This window comes from Weizmannia agrestimuris, from assembly GCF_943193165.1.
Taxonomy (GTDB): domain Bacteria; phylum Bacillota; class Bacilli; order Bacillales; family Bacillaceae_C; genus Weizmannia; species Weizmannia faecalis.
Map to the genome: position 1 here is coordinate 43,462 of NZ_CALPDC010000003.1, position 21,638 is coordinate 65,099.

General features: G+C 46.7%; 20 protein-coding genes. 9 read left to right on the forward strand and 11 right to left on the reverse strand.

Annotation, left to right across the window (positions count from 1 at the left end; genetic code table 11):
• Positions 1-17: 17 nt before the first annotated feature.
• Both NFR98_RS02765 and NFR98_RS02770 read right to left on the reverse strand, forming a co-directional pair.
• Positions 18-566 (reverse strand): HD domain-containing protein, encoded by a 549-nt coding sequence (locus NFR98_RS02765; RefSeq protein WP_035182371.1) that lies wholly within the window; start codon positions 564-566, stop codon positions 18-20.
• Positions 567-669: 103 nt separating this feature from the next.
• A complete protein-coding gene (locus tag NFR98_RS02770) occupies positions 670-972 on the reverse strand; it encodes a hypothetical protein (RefSeq protein WP_110139058.1) in 303 nt (100 codons plus the stop codon).
• A gap of 128 nt (positions 973-1,100) precedes the next feature.
• Between NFR98_RS02770 and NFR98_RS02775 the strand changes: the two genes are divergently transcribed.
• Positions 1,101-2,315: a 3D domain-containing protein gene (locus NFR98_RS02775; protein WP_014096019.1), complete on the forward strand. Its 1,215-nt coding sequence runs from the start codon at positions 1,101-1,103 to the stop codon at positions 2,313-2,315.
• 356 nt (positions 2,316-2,671) lie between these two features.
• Here NFR98_RS02775 and NFR98_RS02780 read toward each other — a convergent pair whose 3' ends face one another.
• Complete coding sequence (locus NFR98_RS02780; RefSeq protein WP_014096020.1) at positions 2,672-3,610, reverse strand: L-lactate dehydrogenase; 939 nt, start codon at positions 3,608-3,610, stop codon at positions 2,672-2,674.
• A 1,083-nt stretch (positions 3,611-4,693) separates the two neighbouring features.
• Between NFR98_RS02780 and ppc the strand changes: the two genes are divergently transcribed.
• Entirely contained in the window at positions 4,694-7,402 is a 2,709-nt protein-coding gene (gene ppc / locus NFR98_RS02785; protein WP_437184212.1) for a phosphoenolpyruvate carboxylase, read from the forward strand.
• Positions 7,403-7,603: 201 nt separating this feature from the next.
• A complete protein-coding gene (locus NFR98_RS02790; protein WP_046721204.1) occupies positions 7,604-7,846 on the forward strand; it encodes a hypothetical protein in 243 nt (80 codons plus the stop codon).
• 44 nt (positions 7,847-7,890) lie between these two features.
• On the opposite strand, the gene NFR98_RS02795 is transcribed toward NFR98_RS02790, so the two are convergent.
• Complete coding sequence (locus NFR98_RS02795) at positions 7,891-8,106, reverse strand: hypothetical protein (RefSeq protein WP_046721203.1); 216 nt, start codon at positions 8,104-8,106, stop codon at positions 7,891-7,893.
• Between the two features lie 221 nt (positions 8,107-8,327).
• On the opposite strand from NFR98_RS02795, the gene NFR98_RS02800 reads away from it, so the two are divergent.
• A complete protein-coding gene (locus NFR98_RS02800; protein ID WP_251459640.1) occupies positions 8,328-9,239 on the forward strand; it encodes an LCP family glycopolymer transferase in 912 nt (303 codons plus the stop codon).
• A gap of 53 nt (positions 9,240-9,292) precedes the next feature.
• Here NFR98_RS02800 and NFR98_RS02805 read toward each other — a convergent pair whose 3' ends face one another.
• Positions 9,293-9,952: an HAD family hydrolase gene (locus tag NFR98_RS02805; protein WP_035189428.1), complete on the reverse strand. Its 660-nt coding sequence runs from the start codon at positions 9,950-9,952 to the stop codon at positions 9,293-9,295.
• A 345-nt stretch (positions 9,953-10,297) separates the two neighbouring features.
• On the opposite strand from NFR98_RS02805, the gene qoxA reads away from it, so the two are divergent.
• From qoxA to qoxD, 4 genes are read left to right on the forward strand one after another with little or no spacing between them, the layout of a single operon-like run.
• Complete coding sequence (gene qoxA, locus NFR98_RS02810; RefSeq protein ID WP_029713784.1) at positions 10,298-11,224, forward strand: cytochrome aa3 quinol oxidase subunit II; 927 nt, start codon at positions 10,298-10,300, stop codon at positions 11,222-11,224.
• A 24-nt stretch (positions 11,225-11,248) separates the two neighbouring features.
• Positions 11,249-13,198: a cytochrome aa3 quinol oxidase subunit I gene (gene qoxB / locus NFR98_RS02815; RefSeq protein ID WP_251459642.1), complete on the forward strand. Its 1,950-nt coding sequence runs from the start codon at positions 11,249-11,251 to the stop codon at positions 13,196-13,198.
• Positions 13,195-13,803, forward strand: a complete 609-nt coding sequence (qoxC, locus tag NFR98_RS02820) for a cytochrome aa3 quinol oxidase subunit III (protein ID WP_251459644.1) — start codon at positions 13,195-13,197, stop codon at positions 13,801-13,803. Before qoxB ends, qoxC begins: the two co-directional genes overlap by 4 nt.
• Positions 13,803-14,087, forward strand: coding sequence for a cytochrome aa3 quinol oxidase subunit IV (gene qoxD / locus NFR98_RS02825; protein ID WP_251459646.1), 285 nt, complete (start codon positions 13,803-13,805; stop codon positions 14,085-14,087). Before qoxC ends, qoxD begins: the two co-directional genes overlap by 1 nt.
• 177 nt (positions 14,088-14,264) lie before the next feature.
• Here qoxD and NFR98_RS02830 read toward each other — a convergent pair whose 3' ends face one another.
• The 5 genes from NFR98_RS02830 to NFR98_RS02850 all read right to left on the reverse strand — a co-directional run bounded on the left by NFR98_RS02830 (position 14,265) and on the right by NFR98_RS02850 (position 19,410).
• A complete protein-coding gene (locus tag NFR98_RS02830; protein ID WP_251459648.1) occupies positions 14,265-15,008 on the reverse strand; it encodes an SDR family NAD(P)-dependent oxidoreductase in 744 nt (247 codons plus the stop codon).
• A gap of 207 nt (positions 15,009-15,215) precedes the next feature.
• Positions 15,216-16,028, reverse strand: a complete 813-nt coding sequence (tagH, locus tag NFR98_RS02835; RefSeq protein WP_017553876.1) for a teichoic acids export ABC transporter ATP-binding subunit TagH — start codon at positions 16,026-16,028, stop codon at positions 15,216-15,218.
• 67 nt (positions 16,029-16,095) lie between these two features.
• Positions 16,096-16,581 (reverse strand): VanZ family protein, encoded by a 486-nt coding sequence (locus NFR98_RS02840; protein WP_061566515.1) that lies wholly within the window; start codon positions 16,579-16,581, stop codon positions 16,096-16,098.
• Positions 16,582-16,837: 256 nt separating this feature from the next.
• Complete coding sequence (locus tag NFR98_RS02845; RefSeq protein WP_041818751.1) at positions 16,838-17,332, reverse strand: Ig-like domain-containing protein; 495 nt, start codon at positions 17,330-17,332, stop codon at positions 16,838-16,840.
• A 332-nt stretch (positions 17,333-17,664) separates the two neighbouring features.
• Positions 17,665-19,410 (reverse strand): phospho-sugar mutase, encoded by a 1,746-nt coding sequence (locus tag NFR98_RS02850; RefSeq protein WP_013858464.1) that lies wholly within the window; start codon positions 19,408-19,410, stop codon positions 17,665-17,667.
• Positions 19,411-19,598: 188 nt separating this feature from the next.
• Here NFR98_RS02850 and NFR98_RS02855 point away from each other — a divergent pair, with 188 nt between their 5' ends.
• On the forward strand, positions 19,599-20,474 hold the full coding sequence (locus tag NFR98_RS02855) for a cation diffusion facilitator family transporter (RefSeq protein ID WP_437184213.1): 876 nt from the start codon (positions 19,599-19,601) through the stop codon (positions 20,472-20,474).
• Between the two features lie 168 nt (positions 20,475-20,642).
• On the opposite strand, the gene NFR98_RS02860 is transcribed toward NFR98_RS02855, so the two are convergent.
• Positions 20,643-21,629, reverse strand: a complete 987-nt coding sequence (locus NFR98_RS02860; protein ID WP_251459652.1) for an acrylyl-CoA reductase family protein — start codon at positions 21,627-21,629, stop codon at positions 20,643-20,645.
• Positions 21,630-21,638: the final 9 nt, after the last annotated feature.

Below are 21,638 nucleotides of genomic sequence, written 5' to 3' on the forward strand. Positions count from 1 at the left end.
TCTTGCCCTGCACTTATTCATGTCCGGATAACGCCGAAAACCTGCTTTATTTCCGACTGCAGCTGCTCCAGTAAAGGAAAAGAATGGTGCAACGCAATAGTTTCTGCAATCTTTCTATAGTACCATTCCTGTTTTTCTTTTCCACGGCTGAACGCATTCCACACGCTTTCCCCGCTTTTTCGCAATTCTTCGTGTATCGTTTTCAAGTTATGGAGTTTATCTGCGCATATGAGCATACAAATTTCCTCTTCTGCCGTTTTTAATCGCTCGATGGTATGCTGCTTCCGTTCCTCCCACCGCACATTTTTAGGCGGTTCAGTGCAGGCTTCAACAATCCGGGCAACATTGCTTCCAAACTCGGCTTTTATCTCCTCGTTTGTCACCGCAGTATCTTCAACCGTATCATGGAGAAGCGCTGCTGCGACCACTTCTTTGCGGCAGCCTTCTTTTAAAAGCATCATGGCAACCGCATACGGATGCACAATATACGGCAGGTCGGACGCTTTCCGGTATTGGCCTTCATGTGCTTTTGCCGCAAATTCAATTGCTTTTTCCACCATTTCCATTAGAAATTCCTCTCTTCATACAAAGCTGCTTTTATCATCATACCAAAACGGCGCGGCTATACATGAATGAAAATCGAAAAGCTCAGCACTACTTTTGGACTTCTTAAACATCAAAAGAATCCTTGACCGGCACAAAGGCACAGAATATTCCTTCCCATCCTGTCTGAATTGAAAAAGAAGCTGATCCCTGCTTCTTTTTATCTATTTTCTTTGCCTTTACCCCCTCGAATTCTTTTATGTTATCACTTTTTCCCACTTCTCGATATGCTTTATCCGACCATTGCTTGAGCACAGTGATCTGCCGCTGTACCCGCTTTATTTCTTTTTGCTGCTTTTCATACGCCCGTTTCTGCTGACGGAGGCAGAAGTCTAATAACTGCCCACCATCAGCCGAAAAAGCACCCAAATCTATCTTTTCCCTTTTTCACATGATTTGAGTCCGTTTTCATTCTCGTAATATGAATTTAATCGTATTGTAATCTTCCTTTCTACCTATTTGTGTTATAACAAGAGTACGGAGAAGGGAGTTGTCTTATGCACTTAAAAAGGCGAATTGCAGTTATGGCGTTTGCCATATTCGTTGGCACGGCACAACTAAATGCCTATGCAGAAACAGATCAAGGTTCCTTACAGAAAAAATTGGATGAAAATACGCAAACCATCCAAAAGAAAGAATCGGAGAAAAAAGCCGTCGAAAGCAAAATGGAGAATTTGCAAAAAGACTGGAATACATTGCAATCGTCCATTCAAAAAAATAAAGATAATATCGCAGCAACCGAAGCGAAAATCCAGTCAGCAAAAGATTCTATCGAAAAGAAAAAAGAGGAAATTGTAAAGCTGGAGGACCAAGTTTCTGCACGGGAAGGCGTGATTAAAAAACGCCTCGTTGCCATGCAAAAAAACAACCAATACGACTATGTGATTGAAACGATTTTAAACGCGGAAAGCATTGGCGACCTGATCAACCGGGTCAGTGCAGTCGCGACCCTGCTGAACGCTGATACAAGCCTTTTGGATCAGCAAAAAGCAGACCTTGCGAAAATTGAAGCCGATAAAAAAGCCATTGCAGACCAGGAAAAAGTGCTCGAACAGGAGCAGGCAAACTTAAAAAGCAGCCAAGCAAAACTGCAAACAGATTTAAAAGAAAAGGAAAAGGCATTGTCGGGACTAAAATCGAAGTATGACAGCATTCAAAATGAGTTGTCACAAGCGGAACAAAAACAAACCGACTTGAATACAAAAATCAGCAACCTGCAAAAAGAAATAAAGGCACAGCAGGCGGCTGCAAAAGCAAGGGAAGAAGCCCTCGCAAAACAAGCACGCGATGCTGAAGCCGAAAAAGCAGCAGAAGTGCAAGCAGAAAAAAACGCAGAAGCACAAGCGGATAAACCAGCGGAAGCCGGCGCCAAGAAAACGGCCGGAACCAAACCCGCCGCATCTGCCGGCCACAGCACGCCAGAAGGCAAATCCTTTTATGTGACGGCAACATCTTATAACCATGAAGATACGAAGTCGGACATTACTGCTACAGGATATAACATTAAGAAAAACCCGAACATGAAATTGATCGCTGTCGATCCGTCGGTCATTCCGCTCGGCAGCAAAGTCTGGGTTGAAGGATACGGGGTTGCCATCGCAGCCGATACCGGTGGTGCCATTAAGGGCCATATCATCGATGTCCTGATGCCGAACAAAAAAGCTTCCATCGCATGGGGGCGCCGTACGGTCAAAGTGATCATATTGAATTAAGAAAAAGCAGCCTTGAACCGATTCAAGGCTGCTTTTTTATATCCACCTATGGGGTCCCGTATAAAATGAACTTAAGTTTTTACATCAAGCCCGAGCACCAATTTGCATGAAGGAGGCAGCTGCGATATTTTGGTCAGTTTATTAAAGTAAATTTCAATTGTTCGCGTCAAAATCAATGATCATCATGGCTTCCGGCAACACACAGAGAGTAGGAATCTTTAGTTCAACTTGTATAGCATAAATTTAGAAGCGGACACGGAACAAACGTGAACATTTTCGGCAGTCCTTTTCCAGGCAGGCGCCGGGATTTTTTCCAAAGAAAAAGCCGGGCCTCCCATGAAGCCCAGCTGGCATGCTTACAATACAGGTGCCATCGTTTCTTTTAATACTTTAACAGAATGGCTAAATTGTTCCTGTTCTTTGTCGTTCAGCTCGATTTCAACCACTTCACGGACGCCTTGGCGGTTAATAACGGCAGGAACACCAATGTACACATCGCTGTTTCCGTACTGGCCTTCCAAAAAGGCAGAGACTGTCAAAACACTGTTTTCATTGTTCAGGATCGCTCTTGTGATCCGAGTCAGAGACATCCCGATGCCGTAAAATGTGGCCCCTTTTCGTTCAATGATATGGTAAGCCGCATCTCTCGTGTTGACAAAAATATCATCTAATGTTTTTTGGTCAATGGTTCCCTTTTGCAGATAGCTTTCAATGGTGTCATAACCGATCGTTGTATGGCTCCAAACCGGAAGTTCCGTGTCGCCGTGTTCGCCGATAATTGCGGCATGGACATTGCGCGGGTCAATTCCGAAGTGGGCGCTCAAAGAGTTGCGGAGACGCGCGGAGTCAAGCACTGTGCCCGAACCGATAACATGTTCTTTCGGCAGGCCGGACTCTTTCCAAGTTACATATGTCAAAATGTCAACCGGGTTGCTGGCAACAAGAAAAATCCCGTTAAAGCCGCTGTCCATGATGCTCTTAATCATGCCTTTAAAAATTTTTGCGTTTTTGGCAACAAGATCAAGCCTTGTTTCGCCCGGTTTTTGCGGGGAACCTGCCGTAATGACAACAAGATCGGCAGTGCCGCAATCGGAATAATCGCCTTTCCAAACGCGGGTCGGCGTAGGCGCAAATGGCAGGCCGTGGTTCAGGTCCATGGCTTCCCCTTCTGCTTTTGCTTCGTTAATATCGATTAAAACAAGCTCTTCTGCAACACCCTGATTAATCATGGCGTAGCAGTAACTTGTACCAACTGCACCCGTTCCAACCACTGCAATACGATTGACCTTTTTCATGTATAATCTTCCTTCCCATCAAAAGTAAAAAATATATCCACTGTATGAAAGCAGTTTTGCAAGCCCGGCATGGCGGGCCCCTATCCAGTCTATGGATATTGTGCCAACTCCTAATGGATTCCATACTGCTTTTCCTTTAAAGCAGGACGATTAAACTTTTGCAGCAAATGCTGCCATACGGTTTGTGAAAGAGATGGACGGCATGCTCTTTTATGACTGAAATTGATCGTTCCGTTCATTTTCTTTTCTTCCACATGGGTAAGTATACCACTATTTTTGTGATCAGATTCACATATTTTATGGCGAAAATTTGAAAATTCACCTGCCTGCATGAAGGAAAATGACGGTTTTTCCGTTATTATCCGTTTACATTTTTCACAAATGATTTTATTTGAAAAGGTCAGATATGTAAACGGTATTCCCTTTTGTGCGCACTTTCACAAATTGACCCGGGCAGAGAAATGAATGGCTGATCCCACCCAAATGATTGAATGCCTGCTCTGTCCTCCAAAAACGCAGAATCTGCCCGCTTAAAAAAAATCCGCATCACATGCATGGAAGCGTGGACGGCAGACATCGACAAAAACGCAACTGTCCAGTCATTCAATTGCGCATCATAAATGGACGTGATGTGGACAGCCAGTACGCCGAGCATAATAAAGCCTCACATAAAATCAATTTCATATAAATGCACTTTTTTCAAAGAAAGCATCTCCTTTTCTCTTCATACCGGCTGCTTTATTTGTACTCTAACAACGATTTCTTAATTTATTATTAAAGAAGAAAAAAACGGTTTCACCGCCAATTCTTTTCTTCCCATCCCCGGTACTTGCCCCGCAAAAAACACGAATGATATTTACCGTTGACTTTTAATTGTTCGCATTTTATCCTTAATTTATCCTTCTATGTAGGGAATGTTCCTTTGCTGTTTTTTAATTTTATAAAGTATTAGACTTTTTTCATTTTACAAGTATAATAATAAGTATCATTTTCTTTGTGCATTTTTCTACCAAATGAAAGGAGCGATTATCCTTGCATCAAATTGATGAAAAGAAAGCACCCCGGATGGCACTGCAGGCAGACATGGATTTTCTCGCCGGGCTGCTGGATAAAGTGATCCTATTTGAAGGCGGCGAAGCATTGCTCAAAACGATCCAAAATATTCGCTCCCTGGCACAAAAAGCGAGGGAAACAGGCGATGAGGCTTTCTACCTTCAATTAAAAAAAGAAATTACAGATCTGAATTCGCCAGAACGCCAGGAAGTCATCCGCGCCTTCTCTACCTATCTGCAATTATTTAATATTACCGAGCAAAATTTTAGGATTAAGCGCCGGCGGGAGTACCAATCGGAAGATACAGACCAGGTTCAACCGCGTTCACTTGAAGATGGCATCGAAACGCTGCGGAAAGAAAAAGTGCCGGCTGAAATGGTTGCAGAACTGCTGAACAGCTTATCGCTTGAACTGATTATCACGGCACACCCGACAGAAGCAACAAGGCGGACCATTCTGCAAATCCACAAACGCATTGCAGATCTTTTAAAAGCGCTCGAATATGCAAACACCCGTTACGAGAAAAAAGTCATTGAAGAAACGATTTTGAATGAGATTACCATTTTATGGCAAAGTTCCGAAATCCGCGAGAAAAAACCGTCCGTTCTCGACGAAGTGAAAAACGGGCTTTACTATTTCGACAATGTCCTGTTCGACGTGCTGCCGCGCATACACGAAGACTTGGAAGACTATCTGCACGAATCGTACGGACAGCGATTTAAAGTCCCTTCCTATCTTCATTTTGGCTCGTGGATCGGCGGCGACCGGGACGGAAACCCGAACGTGACCGCGGACATCACCTGGAAAACGCTCGAAATGCAACGTGAACTCGTATTGGAAAAATATAAAAAGTCGCTTACAACACTCCGGGAGCTCCTCAGCCATTCTTCCAAAAAAATAAGCGCCAGCCATGCCCTGCTTGCGTCTGTGGAAAGCGAAGAAAATACAATGCCGGCTGCAAAATTATGGCCGACAAAAGATGAAATTTACCGCAGAAAACTGACGATTATGATCCATAAACTGGAATGTGTGGGGAAAAACAATGGCGGCTATCACTCCACAGAGGAGCTCCTTGCCGATCTGTATATGATCCGGGACAGCGTGAACCAGCACCATCCGGCCGGGCATCCGATTAAATTGCTCCGCAAAGTCATCCGCCAGGTCGAGTTGTTCGGTTTCCACCTGGCATCACTCGATATCCGCAACCATAGCGGCGAGCATGAATCGGCCCTTGCCGAGGTGCTTTATAACGTCAATATTGCGAAGGACTATAAAAATCTGTCCGAAGATGAAAAAGTCGCGGTGCTCCTGAAGGCTCTAAACGACCCGCGGCCGATGATTTCAATCTATGATACTTTTACGCCGGAAACGCAGGAAGTCATCAATACATTCCGGATGATCAAACGCGCCCACCAAACATTTGGCGAACGGTCCATCCAGGTATATTTGATCAGCATGGCACATTCGGTCAGCGACGTGCTGGAAGTGCTCGTGCTCGCGAAAGAAGCCGGCCTGTACCGCGTCTACCCGAACGGCGAAATTTTAAGTGAGATCCATATCGCCCCGCTTCTTGAAACGATCGAAGACTTGCGGAATGGCGCGAAAATGCTCGAAACCCTTTTCCAAATGCCCATTTACCGCAACCATTTAAAGGTGCGCGGCAATCTGCAGGAAGTCATGCTCGGCTATTCCGACGGCAGCAAAGACGGCGGCACGATGACGGCGAACTGGCAGCTGTACAAAGCACAGAAAGAGATCCACGAAATGGGTGCCAAATACGGCATTAAGCTGAAGTTTTTCCACGGGCGCGGCGGTTCACTCGGACGCGGCGGCGGCCCGCTTTATTCAAGCCTTTTGTCCCAGCCGCCGGTTACACTTGGCGACGGCGTGAAAATCACCGAGCAGGGCGAAGTGCTGTCATCGCGCTATTTGCTGCGCGACATTGCCTACCGGAGCCTTGAGCAGGCGACATCCACGATGATGTGTGCCATCACAGAACAAAAACAGAACGAGAAAAATGGCAAAACGCCAAACGAAGAAGCCGTCACGGCAATGGATAAAATTTCCGAATATGCGCTTGAAAAATATCAGGAACTCGTCTTTCGCGACCCTGATTTCCTTTCCTATTTCAAGCAGGCCACGCCTTTAAATGAGATCGGCGAACTCAACATCGGCTCCCGCCCGATGAGCCGGAAAGGGAGCGCCCGTTTTGAAGACTTGCGCGCCATTCCGTGGGTATTTTCCTGGACGCAAAGCCGCCAGCTCCTTCCCGCCTGGTACGCAGCCGGGACAGGCCTGAGCAAATATGTGGAAGAAACCGGCAATTTCAAGTTGCTTCGGGAAATGTATGCATCATGGCCGTTCTTCCATGCAACGATCAATAACCTGCAAATGGCATTGATCAAGGCGGAGCTTTCCACGGCTGAAGAGTATACGAGACTGGTGAAAGATCCTGAAGTTGCCGGCCGGATTTTCGGCCTGATCAAAGCGGAATATGAACTGACGAAGGAAATGGTTTTAAAGATTGCGGACCAAAAAGAGTTGCTGGATTACACGCCGAACATTAAAGAATCAGTGCGCCTCCGCAACCCGTATGTCGACCCGCTGAACCTGTTCCAGGTCTATCTTATTTCGCAACTGCGTGAACGCGAAAACAAAGATGAAAAAGCCCGGCACCTGCTGATGGAGGTCCTGCTTACGATCAACGGCATCGCCGCAGGGCTCCGGAATACAGGCTGATAGCAATCCCAAAAGCTCTTTTTAAAACAAAAAAACCGTTGGGAAAATCATTTTTTCCCGGCGGTTTTTCTCATTTTCCGGATGTTTTTCTGAAGGGCTGTCCCCGAAAAAGCTGGCGGAGCCCCCTTTTTTGACGGAAATGGTAAAAAGAATGCAGCACTTATTGTATAATGGGTTTAAGAATATGCCGGGGGTGGGCCAATGGATGACTTCATCGGATTGATTTCAGTCATTTTAATTTTTTCGGTGCCAATTGTCGCAATTGTCACAAATTTCTTTAAGTCGCGTGAAAAAATAAAGGTGCAAATATTGGAGAAAGAACTGGAGCTCGAAAAGCTGAAAAACGAAAACTTCCTGCTGGAAACAGAAAAAATGAGGCTGGAATTGCAAAAAATGGAGCTGGACGGGCCCAAGGATGAGTGGGTAATAAGCCGGGACCGGTAAATGTAAAACAGCTAAAAGAGCGGCTGCTCATTTGCCGCTCTATTTCACCTGCTGCTGGCCGCCGGAAAGCTGTGCCGGAAGATGCTGGGCACGGCCATCCCTTTCTCCACTGTGGCCGTCTGGACTGTCTTTGTGCTTGCGTCTGCACGGTCTGCCTTGCTTTTTACATAGAAAAGCGGCCCTCCCCCGATGGCCGCAACAATCAAAACGGCTGCAATATCCACTTCTTCATCATTATGTTCTCCTTTTTTGTTTTCCAATTTTAACAGGAACCATCTGTTCTGCTTTCCGGCTTCATTATGGGGCGCAAACTTAAATTTTTCTTAATGCTTTCTTTTCAAAATGCGGATGATTGTAAAGCGGCAGCACAGCCATGCCTGATACAACCGGGATATGATGGGAATCGACAAAAAAGGATATTCAAGCGTAGCGAATCATGCTATAATAAACAATTATATGACGAAAAAAGAGAGGGCCATCGATGAAGAAAAAAATCCTGATGTCCTTTTTAAGCCTAATTGGGATCCTGGTCATCGCCTGTGGCGGCTACGCCTATTATGTTTATCACTCGGCAAAAGCCGCGGCTAATAAAATGCATGAATCGCTGGCAGGCACTTCAAATGAAAGCATCTCAAGCCAGAACGGGCAGCCGATTTCCATTTTGCTGCTCGGTGTGGATGAACGTGCAAATGACACCGGCCGTTCCGATGCCATCATTGTGATGACCATTAATCCGAAAAAAGGCACGACACAGCTCGTCAGCATCCCGCGCGATACAAGGGCGCTGATCGCCGGACGCGGCACCTATGACAAAATCAATGCTGCATATGCATATGGCGGAACCAGTATGGCACTGCAGACCGTTGAGGACTTTACCGGTATCCAAATGGATTATTATGTGAAAATCAACATGCAGGCCCTGAAAAAACTGGTCAATGCGGTTGGCGGCATTACCGTCAACAACACAATTGACTGGCATGACGAAGGGTACTATAAAAAAGGGTACCATTACAAAAAAGGGGAAATTCATCTGAACGGAGCCCAGGCGCTCGGCTATGTCAGAATGCGCCATCTTGATCCGGAAGGCGATTTTGGCCGCAATAAACGGCAGCGGAAAGTGATCGAGGCGCTGATCCGGAAAGCAACCAGCATTTCTTCTGTGGCAAAATACAGCAGTATCCTTGATACGCTTGGCGACAATGTCAAAACAAATATGACGTTTAATGACATGCTTACGATTGAGAAAAATTACCGGAATGCCGCCAAAAACATTACCGAGTATGAAGTAAAAGGCACCGATGCCAACTTTGACGGGATCTATTATTTGGCGGTGTCAGATGCTGAAAAAGAAAAAGTCACGCAAATGCTGGAAGAAAATCTGTCTGGTGACTAAGGAATAGTGGAAACAAACAACCCGCTTCCGGCATGCAGAAGCGGGTTGTTCTGTCAACGGCTTTCAATAAACCGGATTACTTCTTCAAGCGGCGTTTCTGCCATTGACCCGAGGCGGTGGTCAATCTCGCCGAACTTGAGGTCTTTTGTTACCCGGTTCGGGACGACTACGCATGCCATACCGGCGCGTTTTGCCGCAAGCGACCCGTTTGGCGAATCTTCGAAGACGAGGCATTGTTCCGGTTCCACGCCGAGACAGCCGGCCGCTTTCAAATACAAAGCAGGGTCCGGTTTGACTTTTTCAACGTCATCGGAAGATTTGATGCAGTCAAAATAAGCGAGAAGGCCAAGCTGGCGCAAATAGCGGTGCAGCCATTTCCTGTCAGAGCTTGAAGCCAGTCCGACTTTAAGCCCGAGGTTCTTGGCCGACTTTAAATAATCTTCCACGCCTTCGCGGGCCGCGCCTTTTTCGAGCCGTTTTAAAAACATTTCCTCCAGCTCGTGGTCCAGTTTTTCTGTATCAAGCGGCTTTTTGATCTGCTCTTCAAGATATTTAAACGGCTTAAAACCCGAATGCGTGCCTACCCCCTTTCCCCATAGTTCAAGCGGCATCTCGCAATTGTAGCCGCGAAAAATTTCACAAAGCGCTTCATAGTGTTCCGATTCCGTATCCATAATCAGCCCGTCGAAATCAAAAATCACAGCTTTTATCATCCGTAAAACCCCTTTCTGTTTCCCTTAACATTATACGTTAAAAACACTTTTCCTCCCGGAATGGTTTTGAAATCTTTTCCAAAATATTAAATACCGTATTCCTTCACAAAGTTGTAAATTATTTCTGGATAATGCCAGTATTTGACAAATCTATGAAAAATATATGAACTTTTTATGAAATTTTTATGAAACATGGCGGAATAAGGGTAAAAGACAATACATCTATATCTTTTTATTGTAAAATAGGTTAGCACCATAATAAAGGTGAAAAAATAAAAGTACCACCTTTTTTTCATTTGCTTTTATTTGTACACTATTTTACCAAACCGGAAGGAGAGAAAAAATGTGTTGAGGAAACTACCTTGGAAGCTGGTGCTGCTTTTGTCCCTCACATCGCTCTTTTTGCTCGGCGGATGTGACACCAAAATTGCAGTGCTCGACCCACAAGGCCCAATGGCGCGGGAACAATATCATTTGATTGTTTACTCATCCATCTTAATGGCCTTTGTATTCGTCGTTGTCCTTGGGTTGTATCTTTATATGGTGATAAAATACAGGGCGTCGCGTCTGCCGGCTGATTATAAACCGCCGCAAATCCACGGCCATAAAGTGCTGGAAACGGTGTGGACCATTATCCCGGTGCTGATTATTATCGCCATTGCCATTCCAACCGTTAAAGCAAACTATTCGGTTGAAGAAACGCCAAAATCCATGAAAAGCGAAAAACCTTTAACGATTTATGTCACGTCATCGGAATGGAAATGGATTTTCAGTTATCCGGAACAGGGCATTGAAACCGTTAACTATGTAAACATCCCGGCTGGGCGGCCAATCAATTTCGAATTGACATCATCCGGTACGATGGCATCTTTCTGGATCCCTGAACTTGGCGGACAGAAATATACGATGCCGAACATGACGATGAGGCTGATTCTGGCTGCAGACCACCCTGGCGAATATACAGGAAGAAACGCAAACTTCAACGGGGAAGGCTTTGCAAAGATGGACTTCGATGTGTTGGCCCAAACACCGAAAGATTTTAATGCGTGGGTGAAGGAAGTCAAAAGCAGAGCGCCTCAAATGAAAAAATCGGATTATGAAAAACTGATTAAAAAAGAAGGCCTCGTAGGAAGACAGACTTACACGGGAACCCATTTAAAATGGGATAAACCGGATGAACAAAAAAGCTATTATGAAGAATCGGAAAAAGGTGAGAAACAAAATCACCATCACCACCACGATATGTCCGGTATGGATATGGGCGGAAAATAATCATTGGAATAGGAGGAAAACAGTGTGAAACTTAGTGATTTTTTCGTCACCGGTGAACCGGCCATATATGCCGCCGAAGTTGGCATGGCACTTGGCGCGGCCGCTGTGATCTTTTCTCTAACCTATTTCAAGAAATGGAAATGGTTATGGAAAGAATGGCTGACAACCGTTGACCATAAAAAAATCGGGATTATGTACATTATCGTTGCGGTATTAATGTTATTCCGCGGCGGTGTCGATGCTTTAATGATGAGAACACAGCTTGCACTGCCGAACCAGCATCTGCTTGATGCCAACCATTATGACGGGATCTTTACGACCCACGGGGTTGTCATGATCTTATTTATGGCGATGCCGTTTTTGTTCGGCCTGATTAACGTTGCTGTTCCGCTCCAAATCGGGGCGCGCGATGTTGCCTTCCCGCTTTTGAACGCATTCAGCTTCTGGGCAATGGTTGCAGGGATGTGCCTCTTTAATATTTCATTTATTATCGGGGGTTCCCCTACTGCCGGCTGGACGAACTACTTCCCGCTTGCAGGCCCGGAATTTACAAAAGGTGTCGGAAACAACTATTATGCAATGGGCCTGCAGCTTTCCGGGATCGGGACACTGGCAACAGCCGTGAACTTCATTGTCACGATTCTGAAAATGAGGGCGCCGGGCATGACATTAATGAAAATGCCGATGTTCGTATGGTCTACTTTGATTACTTTTATCATCGTGCTTTTTGCTTTCCCTGTTTTGACAGTGGCTTTGGCAGAAGTAACGTTTGACCGTACTTTCGGCGCACACTTCTTTACCATGGGTTCAGGCGGCAGCCCGATGTTATGGGCAAACTTGTTCTGGATCTGGGGCCACCCGGAAGTGTACATTGTGTTGCTGCCATCTCTTGGGATTTACGCGGACATTATCGCTACATTCTCGGGTAAACGATTGTTTGGATATGCCTCCATGGTCGTTGCGATGGCTGGTATCGCATTCTTCAGTTATTTCACATGGGTTCACCACTTCTTTACAATGGGGAACACATCCGTCGTAAACTCGTTCTTCTCGATCTCAACGATGATTATCGCGATACCAACGGGTGTCAAATTATTTAACGAAATCTTTACATTGCATAAAGGGAAAATTAGAACAACAACGCCTATGCTTTGGTCGCTTGCCTTTATCCCGACATTTTTGATCGGCGGGGTTACGGGTGTTATGCTTTCCATGGCAGCAGCAGACTATCAATATCACAATTCATATTTCCTGATTGCCCACTTCCACTATACATTGATTCCGGCAGTCGCCTATGCATGTTTCGCAGGGCTCCACTACTGGTATCCGAAAATGTTCGGCTATATGCTGAATGAAAAACTGGGCAAAATTACGTTCTGGTTGTGGATGGTCGGCTTTAACCTTTGCTTCCTGCCGCAATTCTTTGTCGGCCTCGACGGAATGGCGCGCCGGATGTACACGTATGAAGCAGGACTTGGCTGGACAGGTTGGAACTTCGCCTCTACAGTAGGTGCCTATATCATGGGGATTGGGTTCCTCGTCCTGGCTTGGAACATTGTTTACAGCATTAAACATGGCGTTCGCGACACGACCGGTGATCCTTGGGATGGCCGCACATTAGATTGGGCAACCCCTACACCGGTTCCGGAATATAACTTTGCGAAACAGCCGGTTGTCTCTACACTTGATGCGTTCGCAGAATACAAAGAAAACGGCACACCGATTTACCGGGATGAAGAGTACAAACCGATCCATATGCCAAATAACTCGGCAATGCCATTTTTCTCCGCTGTATCGATGGGACTTGCAGGTTTCGGCCTTGTCTGGTCCTGGTGGTGGCTCGCCATTCTCGGCGGTTTGATGATGCTCGGCTGCCTTGCGTGGAGATCGTTTGACCCGGATAAAGGGCACTATATCAGTGTAGAAGAAATCATTCGCACAGAAAATACAAGAGCAGGAGGTGTAAAACGATGAGCGACGAACATTTGGATACATCATTGCCACTCGAATACCAGCGCAATCAGGACCGTTTAACCATTTTCGGTTTCTGGGTTTTCCTGGCGGCTGAAATCACTTTGTTTGCAACGCTGTTTGCAACGTATTTCACACTCCAGCACCAAACAGCAGGCGGGCCTGTTCAGCAGGACATCTTTGAGCTCAAAGGTGTCCTGATTGAAACCTTTGTCCTTTTGACAAGCAGTTTTACATGCGGAATTGCCGTCTTCAATATGCGCAACCGGAATAAAGGCGCGATGCTCGGCTGGTTTATCGTTACCCTTCTTCTCGGTTTAACTTTCGTCGGCTTTGAAATCAATGAATTTGTCACGTACGTTCATGATGGGGCAACACTGCCGACAAGCGCATTCCTTTCCGCATTCTATTTATTGCTCGGAACGCACGGATGCCACGTTTCCCTCGGGATTTTATGGGGAATATCGATTATTATACAACTGATCCGCCGTGGTTTAACGCCGATGACGGCACGCAAATTTTTCGTTGTAAGTATTTACTGGCACTTCCTTGATGTTGTCTGGATCTTTATCTTCACTTTCGTTTATTTAGGAGGGTTGATGAAATAATGGAGCATCATTCAAAATATCCGATCGGCCATGTCATCGGTTTTCTGCTTTCAATCGTATTGACCCTTTTGGCACTGTATGTTGCTTTATATACCAACCTTTCTAAAACGGCGATCATCTGGACAATCGGATTGTTTGCCTTCCTCCAGGCTGGCGTGCAATTATTTATGTTCATGCACGTCAAAGAAGGCGAAAACGGAAAGATCAATGTCAGCAATATGATCTACAGCATCATCATTGCGATCGTCGTTGTTTACGGAACCATCTGGGTTATGCACTTTTAACCAAAAAACCTGCATCCTTTTAGCGGATGCAGGTTTTTTTATGGCTTGTCCGGACAGACGCATTTGCAAATACGGCCAAATCGGCGATTCTTCCCGAGGGCCGGTTTATGGCTTGAACGCATCAACCGGTATCAACCCGGACCGGATGGATGCCTTTTGGCGCTGGTTATGCCGCACTTATTGCGCTGTATAACCGCCGTCCACGAGCAGGGCAATGCCGGTTACAAATTCATTTTCACTGAGGAATACGATGGCATGGGCGATTTCATCCGCACGCCCGAGCCGGCCGATCGGATGCCTTGCGACCAGGCCGTCATAAAAGTCACCGAGTGCTTCCTTATTCACCATACCGGTTTCAACATACCCCGGGTTCACTGCATTCACGCGAATGCCTTTTGATGCATATTCAAGGGCCAGCGACTTTGTCATCAGGTTGACGGCACCTTTGCTTGCATTGTAGGCAAAAGCGCCCGGTTCGCCGACGTACCCTAAAATAGAGGATGTATTGACAATACAGCCACCGCCTGTTTTCAACATTTCACGGATGGCATATTTCGAACCGAAAAATACACCGTTTTGATTGACGGAAATAACCTTTTGATAGTCTTCAAAGCTCAGTTCATGGGTTGTAGCCATGACGCCAATGCCGGCATTATTCACCATAATATCCACTCTGCCGTACCGGTTGACGGTTTCTGCGATAAGATCGGCGACGGACTGTTCATCAGATGCATCGGCACGAATAAAGCAAACATCCGCCCCTTTTTCTTTGAGTTCTTTTTCAACCGCTTTGCCGCTTTCTTCGTTGTAATCGGAAATGACCACTTTCGCCCCTTTTTCCGTAAAAGCTTTTGCGGTTGCAAGTCCGATTCCGGAAGCGCCGCCTGTGACAATTGCAATTTTATTTTCTAAGCTGGCCATTATGATTCCCTCCCATTGTGAGTATGTGCACATTTTCACTATACCGCTTTAAAGTAAGCGCTGTCAATTCTTGATATCTTTTTTACGAAAAACATTTTGCCTGGCTGGAATCGTTCTTCAGCCGCCACTCCCGGTTTTCCAGCGAAAATCCCGGTAAGCAAAAAGCGGCTGCCCAGCACGCAACAAGCATTCCGGGCAGCCGCCTCCTTATTCTGCCACTTTTTCTTTTCTTTCTTTGCTCCGTTTTTCGAGAATCATCTGTTTGAAGTTTTTCTGTTTTTCTTTCGGCCACGATTTGAATTCTTTCAGGAATTTTTCATAATTTGGCAGGACATCATCAATCGCGCCGTATTGCTTAATTTCCCCTGCTTCCAGCCACATCGCTTTCTCGCAAAATTTCTTTACCTGGCCCATGGAGTGGCTGATGAAAAAGATCGTTTTGCCCGCATCCTTAAATTCGTTCATCTTCTCAAAACATTTATCGGCAAATGTCTGGTCGCCGACCGATAACGCCTCGTCAATGACAAGAATATCAGGGTCAACGTTGACCGAGATGGCAAATCCGAGCCGTGACTTCATCCCGCTTGAATATTTTTTAACAGGCTGGTCAATGAACTGCCCGATATCCGCAAATTCAATAATTTGCGGGGTTAGCTCCTTAATCTGCTTTTTTGTGAACCCAAGCATCAGGCATTTCAGTTCAATATTTTCAAGGCCTGACAATTCATTGTTTAAGCCGGAGTTAATGGCAATCAGCGATGTTTCGCCGTTTAATTCAATCGTTCCGGTTGTGGGCGGAATAATGCCGGTAATCAGATTGGACAAGGTTGATTTGCCGGCGCCGTTAACGCCGATCACGCCGATGACATCCCCGTTGCTCGCCTCAAAAGATATGTTCTGCAGGGCGTAAAAATCATCGCCATAACCGCCCGGCAAAATGATGTCGAGAATTTTTTCCGAATTGCTCCGGTACATTTTATACTTTTTCGAAACGTTTTTAAATCTGACAGATATGCTCATAGATTAGAACTCCCTGTTGTATATTCAATACGATTATTATAAAGAAACAAATGCCGTTCGTTAAGCATTATCGGGATTTTTTCCTTCGCGTAAACCATAAAAACAGACAGACGCCAATCAAGATTCCGAAGCTGTCAAAAGTGATGACATCTATAAAATGCCCTGTTCTGCCGCTGACAAAACTTTGATGCCATTCGTCGAAATTGGCATAGAAAAAACTTGCCAGAAAGCCGGCCGGGACTGCAAAACGGACAGGAACCAAAACCGTGCGCAAAGTTAGAAGGATCAGCAAAGTACAGACGGCATATTCCGCCACATGGCAGGATTTCCGGATCCAGAATTCAATAAAATCATACGGCAGCGTTGACGTGACAAGCGCACCCCCGTAATAAAATTCGATTTTCGGCAATGTGTTTGCATCGAGGTGTACCAGCTTTTCCAGTTCCGGCCGCATATCCTGTTCCTTATAGGGCTGGCTGGAGAAAAGAAACATGGCAGCCATAAACAGGATGCAGAGACCTGCAAGCACCAACGCGCTTTGTTTTTTCTTCATGAGCAATGGCAAAGCCTCCTATTCGCTCTTTCCATTTTACATGAGTAAGAAAAATGTTGCATCCTTTTTGGGCGTTTTTCTTCCAACGGACAACAAAAAAAGCCGCCCTTTTCAGCCGTTTCCGCGGAAGAAAAAAGCATGGCATTTGCCCTTTATCATAAGCAAAAAAGCCGGGACGGCTCCCGGCCTTTTTGGCCCTGAAACGTTATGCTCCTTTTGAAAAGCGATATCGTTTTGAATGGAGTGATCCGCTCTCCTATTTTTGTACCGTAATCGTTTTAGCGTCGCTCCAAATGCCGTTTTTAACAGCATACAACGACAATTTTGCGCCTGCCTTTTGCTTTTTGATTTTCACGGTGAACCTGCCATTTTTTCCGGCAACAGCATGGCCGATTGCCGTTTTTCCGGTTTTGACATAGACTTTGGACCCGCTAAGTGCAGTTCCGGTCACTTTCGTTGCGCCTGCTTTAACGCCCTGTGCGGACGGTGCCGGCGGTTTTACGGTTGTGGCTGCGGCCTTTCCTGTATGGCGCGCTGCATCGGTTGCATAGACATACAGTTTTCTGCCGATGCTTTGCGGTTGTATCTTGGCCGCAAATTCCCCGTTTTTACCGGCCTTGCCGGTTCCGGTCGTTGTTTTGCCGGCTTTCACCGTGATTTTCGCATATGGCCCTGCTGTGCCGGTTATCTTTTTCGAAAAATTGGTGACAGTCCGCAAACCGGACCGGTTGGCCGGACTCTGTTGAATCAAACAGATACGTCCCGGCCGAAAATGTGCATCTGCCCAGAATATATCATGCCTTATTTTTAAAGTAAAGAAAAATCAGGCTTATTTTTTCGGTAAATTTCTGCAAGCTACGCCTGCTTTTGCAGAAAGGGAAAATCGTACTGAACCTGCATGAAACGGGAAAGAAGGACCGGTACAAATACGGGGGCGGCAGCAATACGGGCGGTCCCGGAGAGATGGCCAGGCCGGTGATAATGAGCGTTGTTCCGCCTGGGCTGCGGTAGTCCGGCAGTATTCTGCAATAGCGCGAAAAAACGCCCCGGACGTCAGATCCGCCCGGGGCACCCCCATGAATACTATTCAAGCATACGGTTTACGAGATTCATCACTTCATCGCTTAGGCGTTTGTTCCGTTGTTCGCTCTCCGCGAGACTGTCCGCTTTCACACCAAAGTAGAACTTCACTTTCGGTTCTGTTCCGGACGGGCGCATGCAGAACCATGAACCGTCTTCAAGGAAAAATTTCAGCACATTGGACTTTGGCAGTTCAATTTTTGACGTTTCTCCCGTTTTCGCGTTGGTCCGCAGTTGTGATTGATAATCCTCGCGGGCGGATACCGGGATGCCCGCCACTTCTGTTAACGGATGGGCACGGAAGTTGGCAAGGATGCCGGCGATTTTTTCCGATCCTTCTTTTCCTTTCAAAGTGAGCGATGTTAAGGATTCCTTATAGTAGCCGTACTGTTCGAAAATGTCGAGCAGGCCTTCATACAATGTTTTTCCCATCGACTTATAGTAAGCGGCCACTTCAGCAGCAAGGACTGCCGACTGCACCGCATCTTTATCGCGCACAAAATCGCCGATTAAATAACCGTAGCTTTCTTCATACCCAAATAAGAAAGTATGGGCACCGGTTTTTTCAAACTCTTTGATTTTTTCACCGATGAATTTAAAACCGGTCAAAGTGTCGATGGTCGGGATGCCGAAAGACCGGGCAATATCGCGGCCGATTTCAGACGTTACAATCGTTTTGATGACAATACCATTTTCCGGCAATGTCCCTTGCTTTTGTTTTTGTGTTAAAAGATAATGGAGCAGTAATGCACCTGTCTGGTTGCCGGTTAAAACCTCGTATTTTCCTTCATGGTTTTTTACGGCAACGCCAAGACGGTCAGTGTCCGGGTCGGTGCCAAGCAAAATGTCCGCGCCGATTTCTTCGCCGTAGCGGATGGCAAGTTCAAAAGCGGCATGTTCTTCCGGATTTGGCGATTTTACTGTTGAGAACTCGGAATCCGGCAGCTCCTGTTCTTTTACAACGGTGACGTTTTGAAAACCGAAATTTTCAAGGCCGCGGCGGACCGGGAGATTGCCTGTCCCGTGCAGCGGCGTGTAGACGATTTTGAAAGAATCTGCAACCGAGCTGATCACTTCCTTGTTTTGGCGGAGTTTGATGAGCTGGTCCTGGTAAGCTTTGTCTACATTTTCGCCGATATAAACGAGCAAGCCTTTTTCGATCAGATCCTTTTCTTCGCCGACTTCGACAAGCAGCTCATTTTCGACACGGTTCACATAGCCTGTCAGTTCGTCCGCTTCTTTTGGCGGCATTTGCCCGCCATCCGGCCCGTAAACTTTGTAACCATTGTATTCTTTCGGGTTATGGCTCGCTGTAATGACAACGCCGGCATAAGCGTTCAAGTACCGGACCGCAAATGACAAAAGCGGCGTCGGATGGAGGGAATCAAATAAATAGGCTTTGATCCCGTGCTTGCCGAGCGTTTTTGCGGTTTCAAGGGCAAACTCCGGCGATTTGCGCCTTGAATCGTAGGCGATCGCGACCCCACGGTTTATAGCTTCTTCCCCCTGGTCGAGAATGAAGTTTGCCAGCCCTTCTGATGCTTTCCGGACTGTATAAATATTCATGCGGTTCGTGCCGGCGCCCAGTTCCCCGCGCATACCGCCCGTTCCGAACTCAAGGTTTTTATAAAAGCGGTCTTCCAGATTTTTTTCATCCCCGCTTACGCCGGATAGTTCTGCTTTTAATGCGGCATCCAGCTCTGCAAAGCGGTTCCATTTTTCATAAGAAGTTTTCCAATCAGTGCTCATGTTGGCCTCCTGTAAAAAATTTTCTATTTCCATATTAGCATAAATTTGTTGAAATCCCAGACCTTAATGCATGAGAAGGCGGATTTTCCCGCATCTAACTTTTATAGCGGCCGGAAAAAACGTTGCTGTAGACCCACCCTGCACTTCATTGTTATGATAGAGAAGTAAACCAAATGGAAGTGAAAGCAATGAATGAAGAAAAATACCAAAATTTAAAATTAGGCGAGTACGGCATTATGATCAGCATGGCAGCCTATTTAAGCCTGTCGGTGCTGAAACTAGTGATTGCCTTCTATACGGATTCAAACGCCCTGAAGGCAGACGGGCTGAACAATATTACGGACATCCTGTCTTCGATCGCCGTCCTGATCGGGCTCCGCCTCTCCCGGAAACCGGCGGACCGCGATCATCCTTACGGGCACTGGAAAGCGGAAAACGTCGCCTCCATGGTTGCTTCTCTCATTATGGTGGCGGTCGGCATCCAGGTGCTCTATGATGCCATTCTCTCGATTGTGCATGGAAAATCCGAATCCCCGGATATGGCAGCGGCATGGACCGGGTTACTTTGTGCTGTTGTCATGTTTTTTGTCTATTTGTACAATAAACGGTTATCAAAACGCATCAACAGCCAGGCGGTGCGGGCAAGCGCGATGGATAATTTGTCCGATGCCTGGGTGAGTATCGGCGCGAGCATCGGCATCATCGGTTCGCAGTTCCATCTTCCGTGGCTTGACCCGGCGGCTGCGATTGTTGTCGGCTTATTGATTTGCAAAACCGCCTGGGAAATTTTCCGCGATACTTCCCATCTTTTAACGGACGGATTTGATGAGTCGGAGCTGGAAAATTATAAAGCGAAAGTATTAAGCGTAGCCGGCGTCCAAAGCGTGAAGGATATTAAAGCGCGGCAGTACGGAAACAATACGGTTATTGATCTTGTCATCGGCGTTGATCCGTCTCTTGATTTGCGTCATGCCCATGACATTTCCACAAAAGTGGAGAATTCACTGATCAGCGATTGTGAAGTATATGAGGTCATTGTGCATGTAGAGCCGGCGGAAAGTTAAAACCCGGACTCGCAAGCATGCCAGCTGGTAATGGAGGTACATTCGAAGGAAAGGTGAACCCTGGAATGGCGGAATGGCCTCAAGACGCCAGCCGGTGCCCTTATCCATTCAACCAGCGCTTTTTGCGGTTGTTAAAAAGGATGCGCGAGTGCCACGCATCCTTTTTTGTTACATTTTTACAATTGTCCGGCCCTGGAGCTTGCCTTCCAAAATATCCGAAAGTGCGGCCGGGACTTGCTCAAGGCTGATTTCCCGAACAATTTCACTTGTCAAATGTTCCGGTTTAAAATCGCTGGCAAGTTTTTCCCAAATTTTCACCCGGAGATCCATCGGGCAAAAAACAGAATCGATTCCGATCCAGCTGATAGCGCGCCCGAGAAACGGCGTTACGGTCGTTGTGACTTCTCTTCCACCGGTAAGACCGCTCGTTGCCACCGCTCCGCCGTACTGGAGGGTGCTGATGATGTATTGTGTCGTTTTCCCGCCGACAGGATCGACTGCAGCTGCCCATTCTTTTTTGCGAATCGACTGGTCTTCATGGTCTGTAACGGCTTCCCTGTCGAGGATGCGGGCCGCACCGAGCCGTTTCAAATAAGCGTGTGCCTCTTTTTTCCCGGTTGAGGCCGTGACTTCATAACCCCTTTTTGCCAAAATATCGACAGCGACACTGCCGACACCGCCGCTTGCCCCGGCAACAAGCACCGGCCCTTGTCCCGGTTTGAGCCCGTGGTCTTCCAGTTTCTGCACGGATAGCGCTGCCGTAAAGCCGGCTGTCCCTAAAATCATGGATTCTCTTAATGTCAGCCCTTTCGGAAGCGGTACCACCCAGGCAGCCGGTACGCGCGCCATTTCACTGAATCCGCCGAAATGCCCGGTGCCCAGCTTATAGCTTGTGACGATCACTTCATCGCCTTCTTTAAAGCGGCTGTCAGCGGATGCAAGCACCGTTCCAGCCAAATCAATCCCCGGTATAAACGGATACGATTTGACAAAGTCCCCTTTCACGCCAACAAGCGCATCTTTGTAATTGACACTTGAATAGGCGACTTTTACGGTGACTTCCGCTGCCGGCAGCCGGCCCGTATCCCATTCCTGTACGGAGAGTACCGGCTGTGATGCATTTTCCATGACCAATGCACGAAAAGTTTCTTTCAATGCAAAGCA

What these genes read in the sequence shown, in the direction of transcription:
- NFR98_RS02780 (WP_014096020.1), bottom strand. Translation starts at nt 3,610, where the DNA reads ATGAAAAAGGTCAATCGTATTGCAGTGGTTGGAACGGGTGCAGTTGGT.
- qoxC (WP_251459644.1), top strand. Translation starts at nt 13,195, where the DNA reads ATGAGCGACGAACATTTGGATACATCATTGCCACTCGAATACCAGCGC.
- NFR98_RS02850 (WP_013858464.1), bottom strand. Translation starts at nt 19,410, where the DNA reads ATGAGCACTGATTGGAAAACTTCTTATGAAAAATGGAACCGCTTTGCA.
- NFR98_RS02765 (WP_035182371.1), bottom strand. Translation starts at nt 566, where the DNA reads ATGGAAATGGTGGAAAAAGCAATTGAATTTGCGGCAAAAGCACATGAA.
- NFR98_RS02855 (WP_437184213.1), top strand. Translation starts at nt 19,599, where the DNA reads ATGAATGAAGAAAAATACCAAAATTTAAAATTAGGCGAGTACGGCATT.
- tagH (WP_017553876.1), bottom strand. Translation starts at nt 16,028, where the DNA reads ATGAGCATATCTGTCAGATTTAAAAACGTTTCGAAAAAGTATAAAATG.
- NFR98_RS02800 (WP_251459640.1), top strand. Translation starts at nt 8,328, where the DNA reads ATGAAGAAAAAAATCCTGATGTCCTTTTTAAGCCTAATTGGGATCCTG.
- NFR98_RS02830 (WP_251459648.1), bottom strand. Translation starts at nt 15,008, where the DNA reads ATGGCCAGCTTAGAAAATAAAATTGCAATTGTCACAGGCGGCGCTTCC.
- ppc (WP_437184212.1), top strand. Translation starts at nt 4,694, where the DNA reads ATGGATTTTCTCGCCGGGCTGCTGGATAAAGTGATCCTATTTGAAGGC.
- NFR98_RS02775 (WP_014096019.1), top strand. Translation starts at nt 1,101, where the DNA reads ATGCACTTAAAAAGGCGAATTGCAGTTATGGCGTTTGCCATATTCGTT.
- NFR98_RS02790 (WP_046721204.1), top strand. Translation starts at nt 7,604, where the DNA reads ATGGATGACTTCATCGGATTGATTTCAGTCATTTTAATTTTTTCGGTG.
- NFR98_RS02840 (WP_061566515.1), bottom strand. Translation starts at nt 16,581, where the DNA reads ATGAAGAAAAAACAAAGCGCGTTGGTGCTTGCAGGTCTCTGCATCCTG.
- NFR98_RS02805 (WP_035189428.1), bottom strand. Translation starts at nt 9,952, where the DNA reads ATGATAAAAGCTGTGATTTTTGATTTCGACGGGCTGATTATGGATACG.
- qoxD (WP_251459646.1), top strand. Translation starts at nt 13,803, where the DNA reads ATGGAGCATCATTCAAAATATCCGATCGGCCATGTCATCGGTTTTCTG.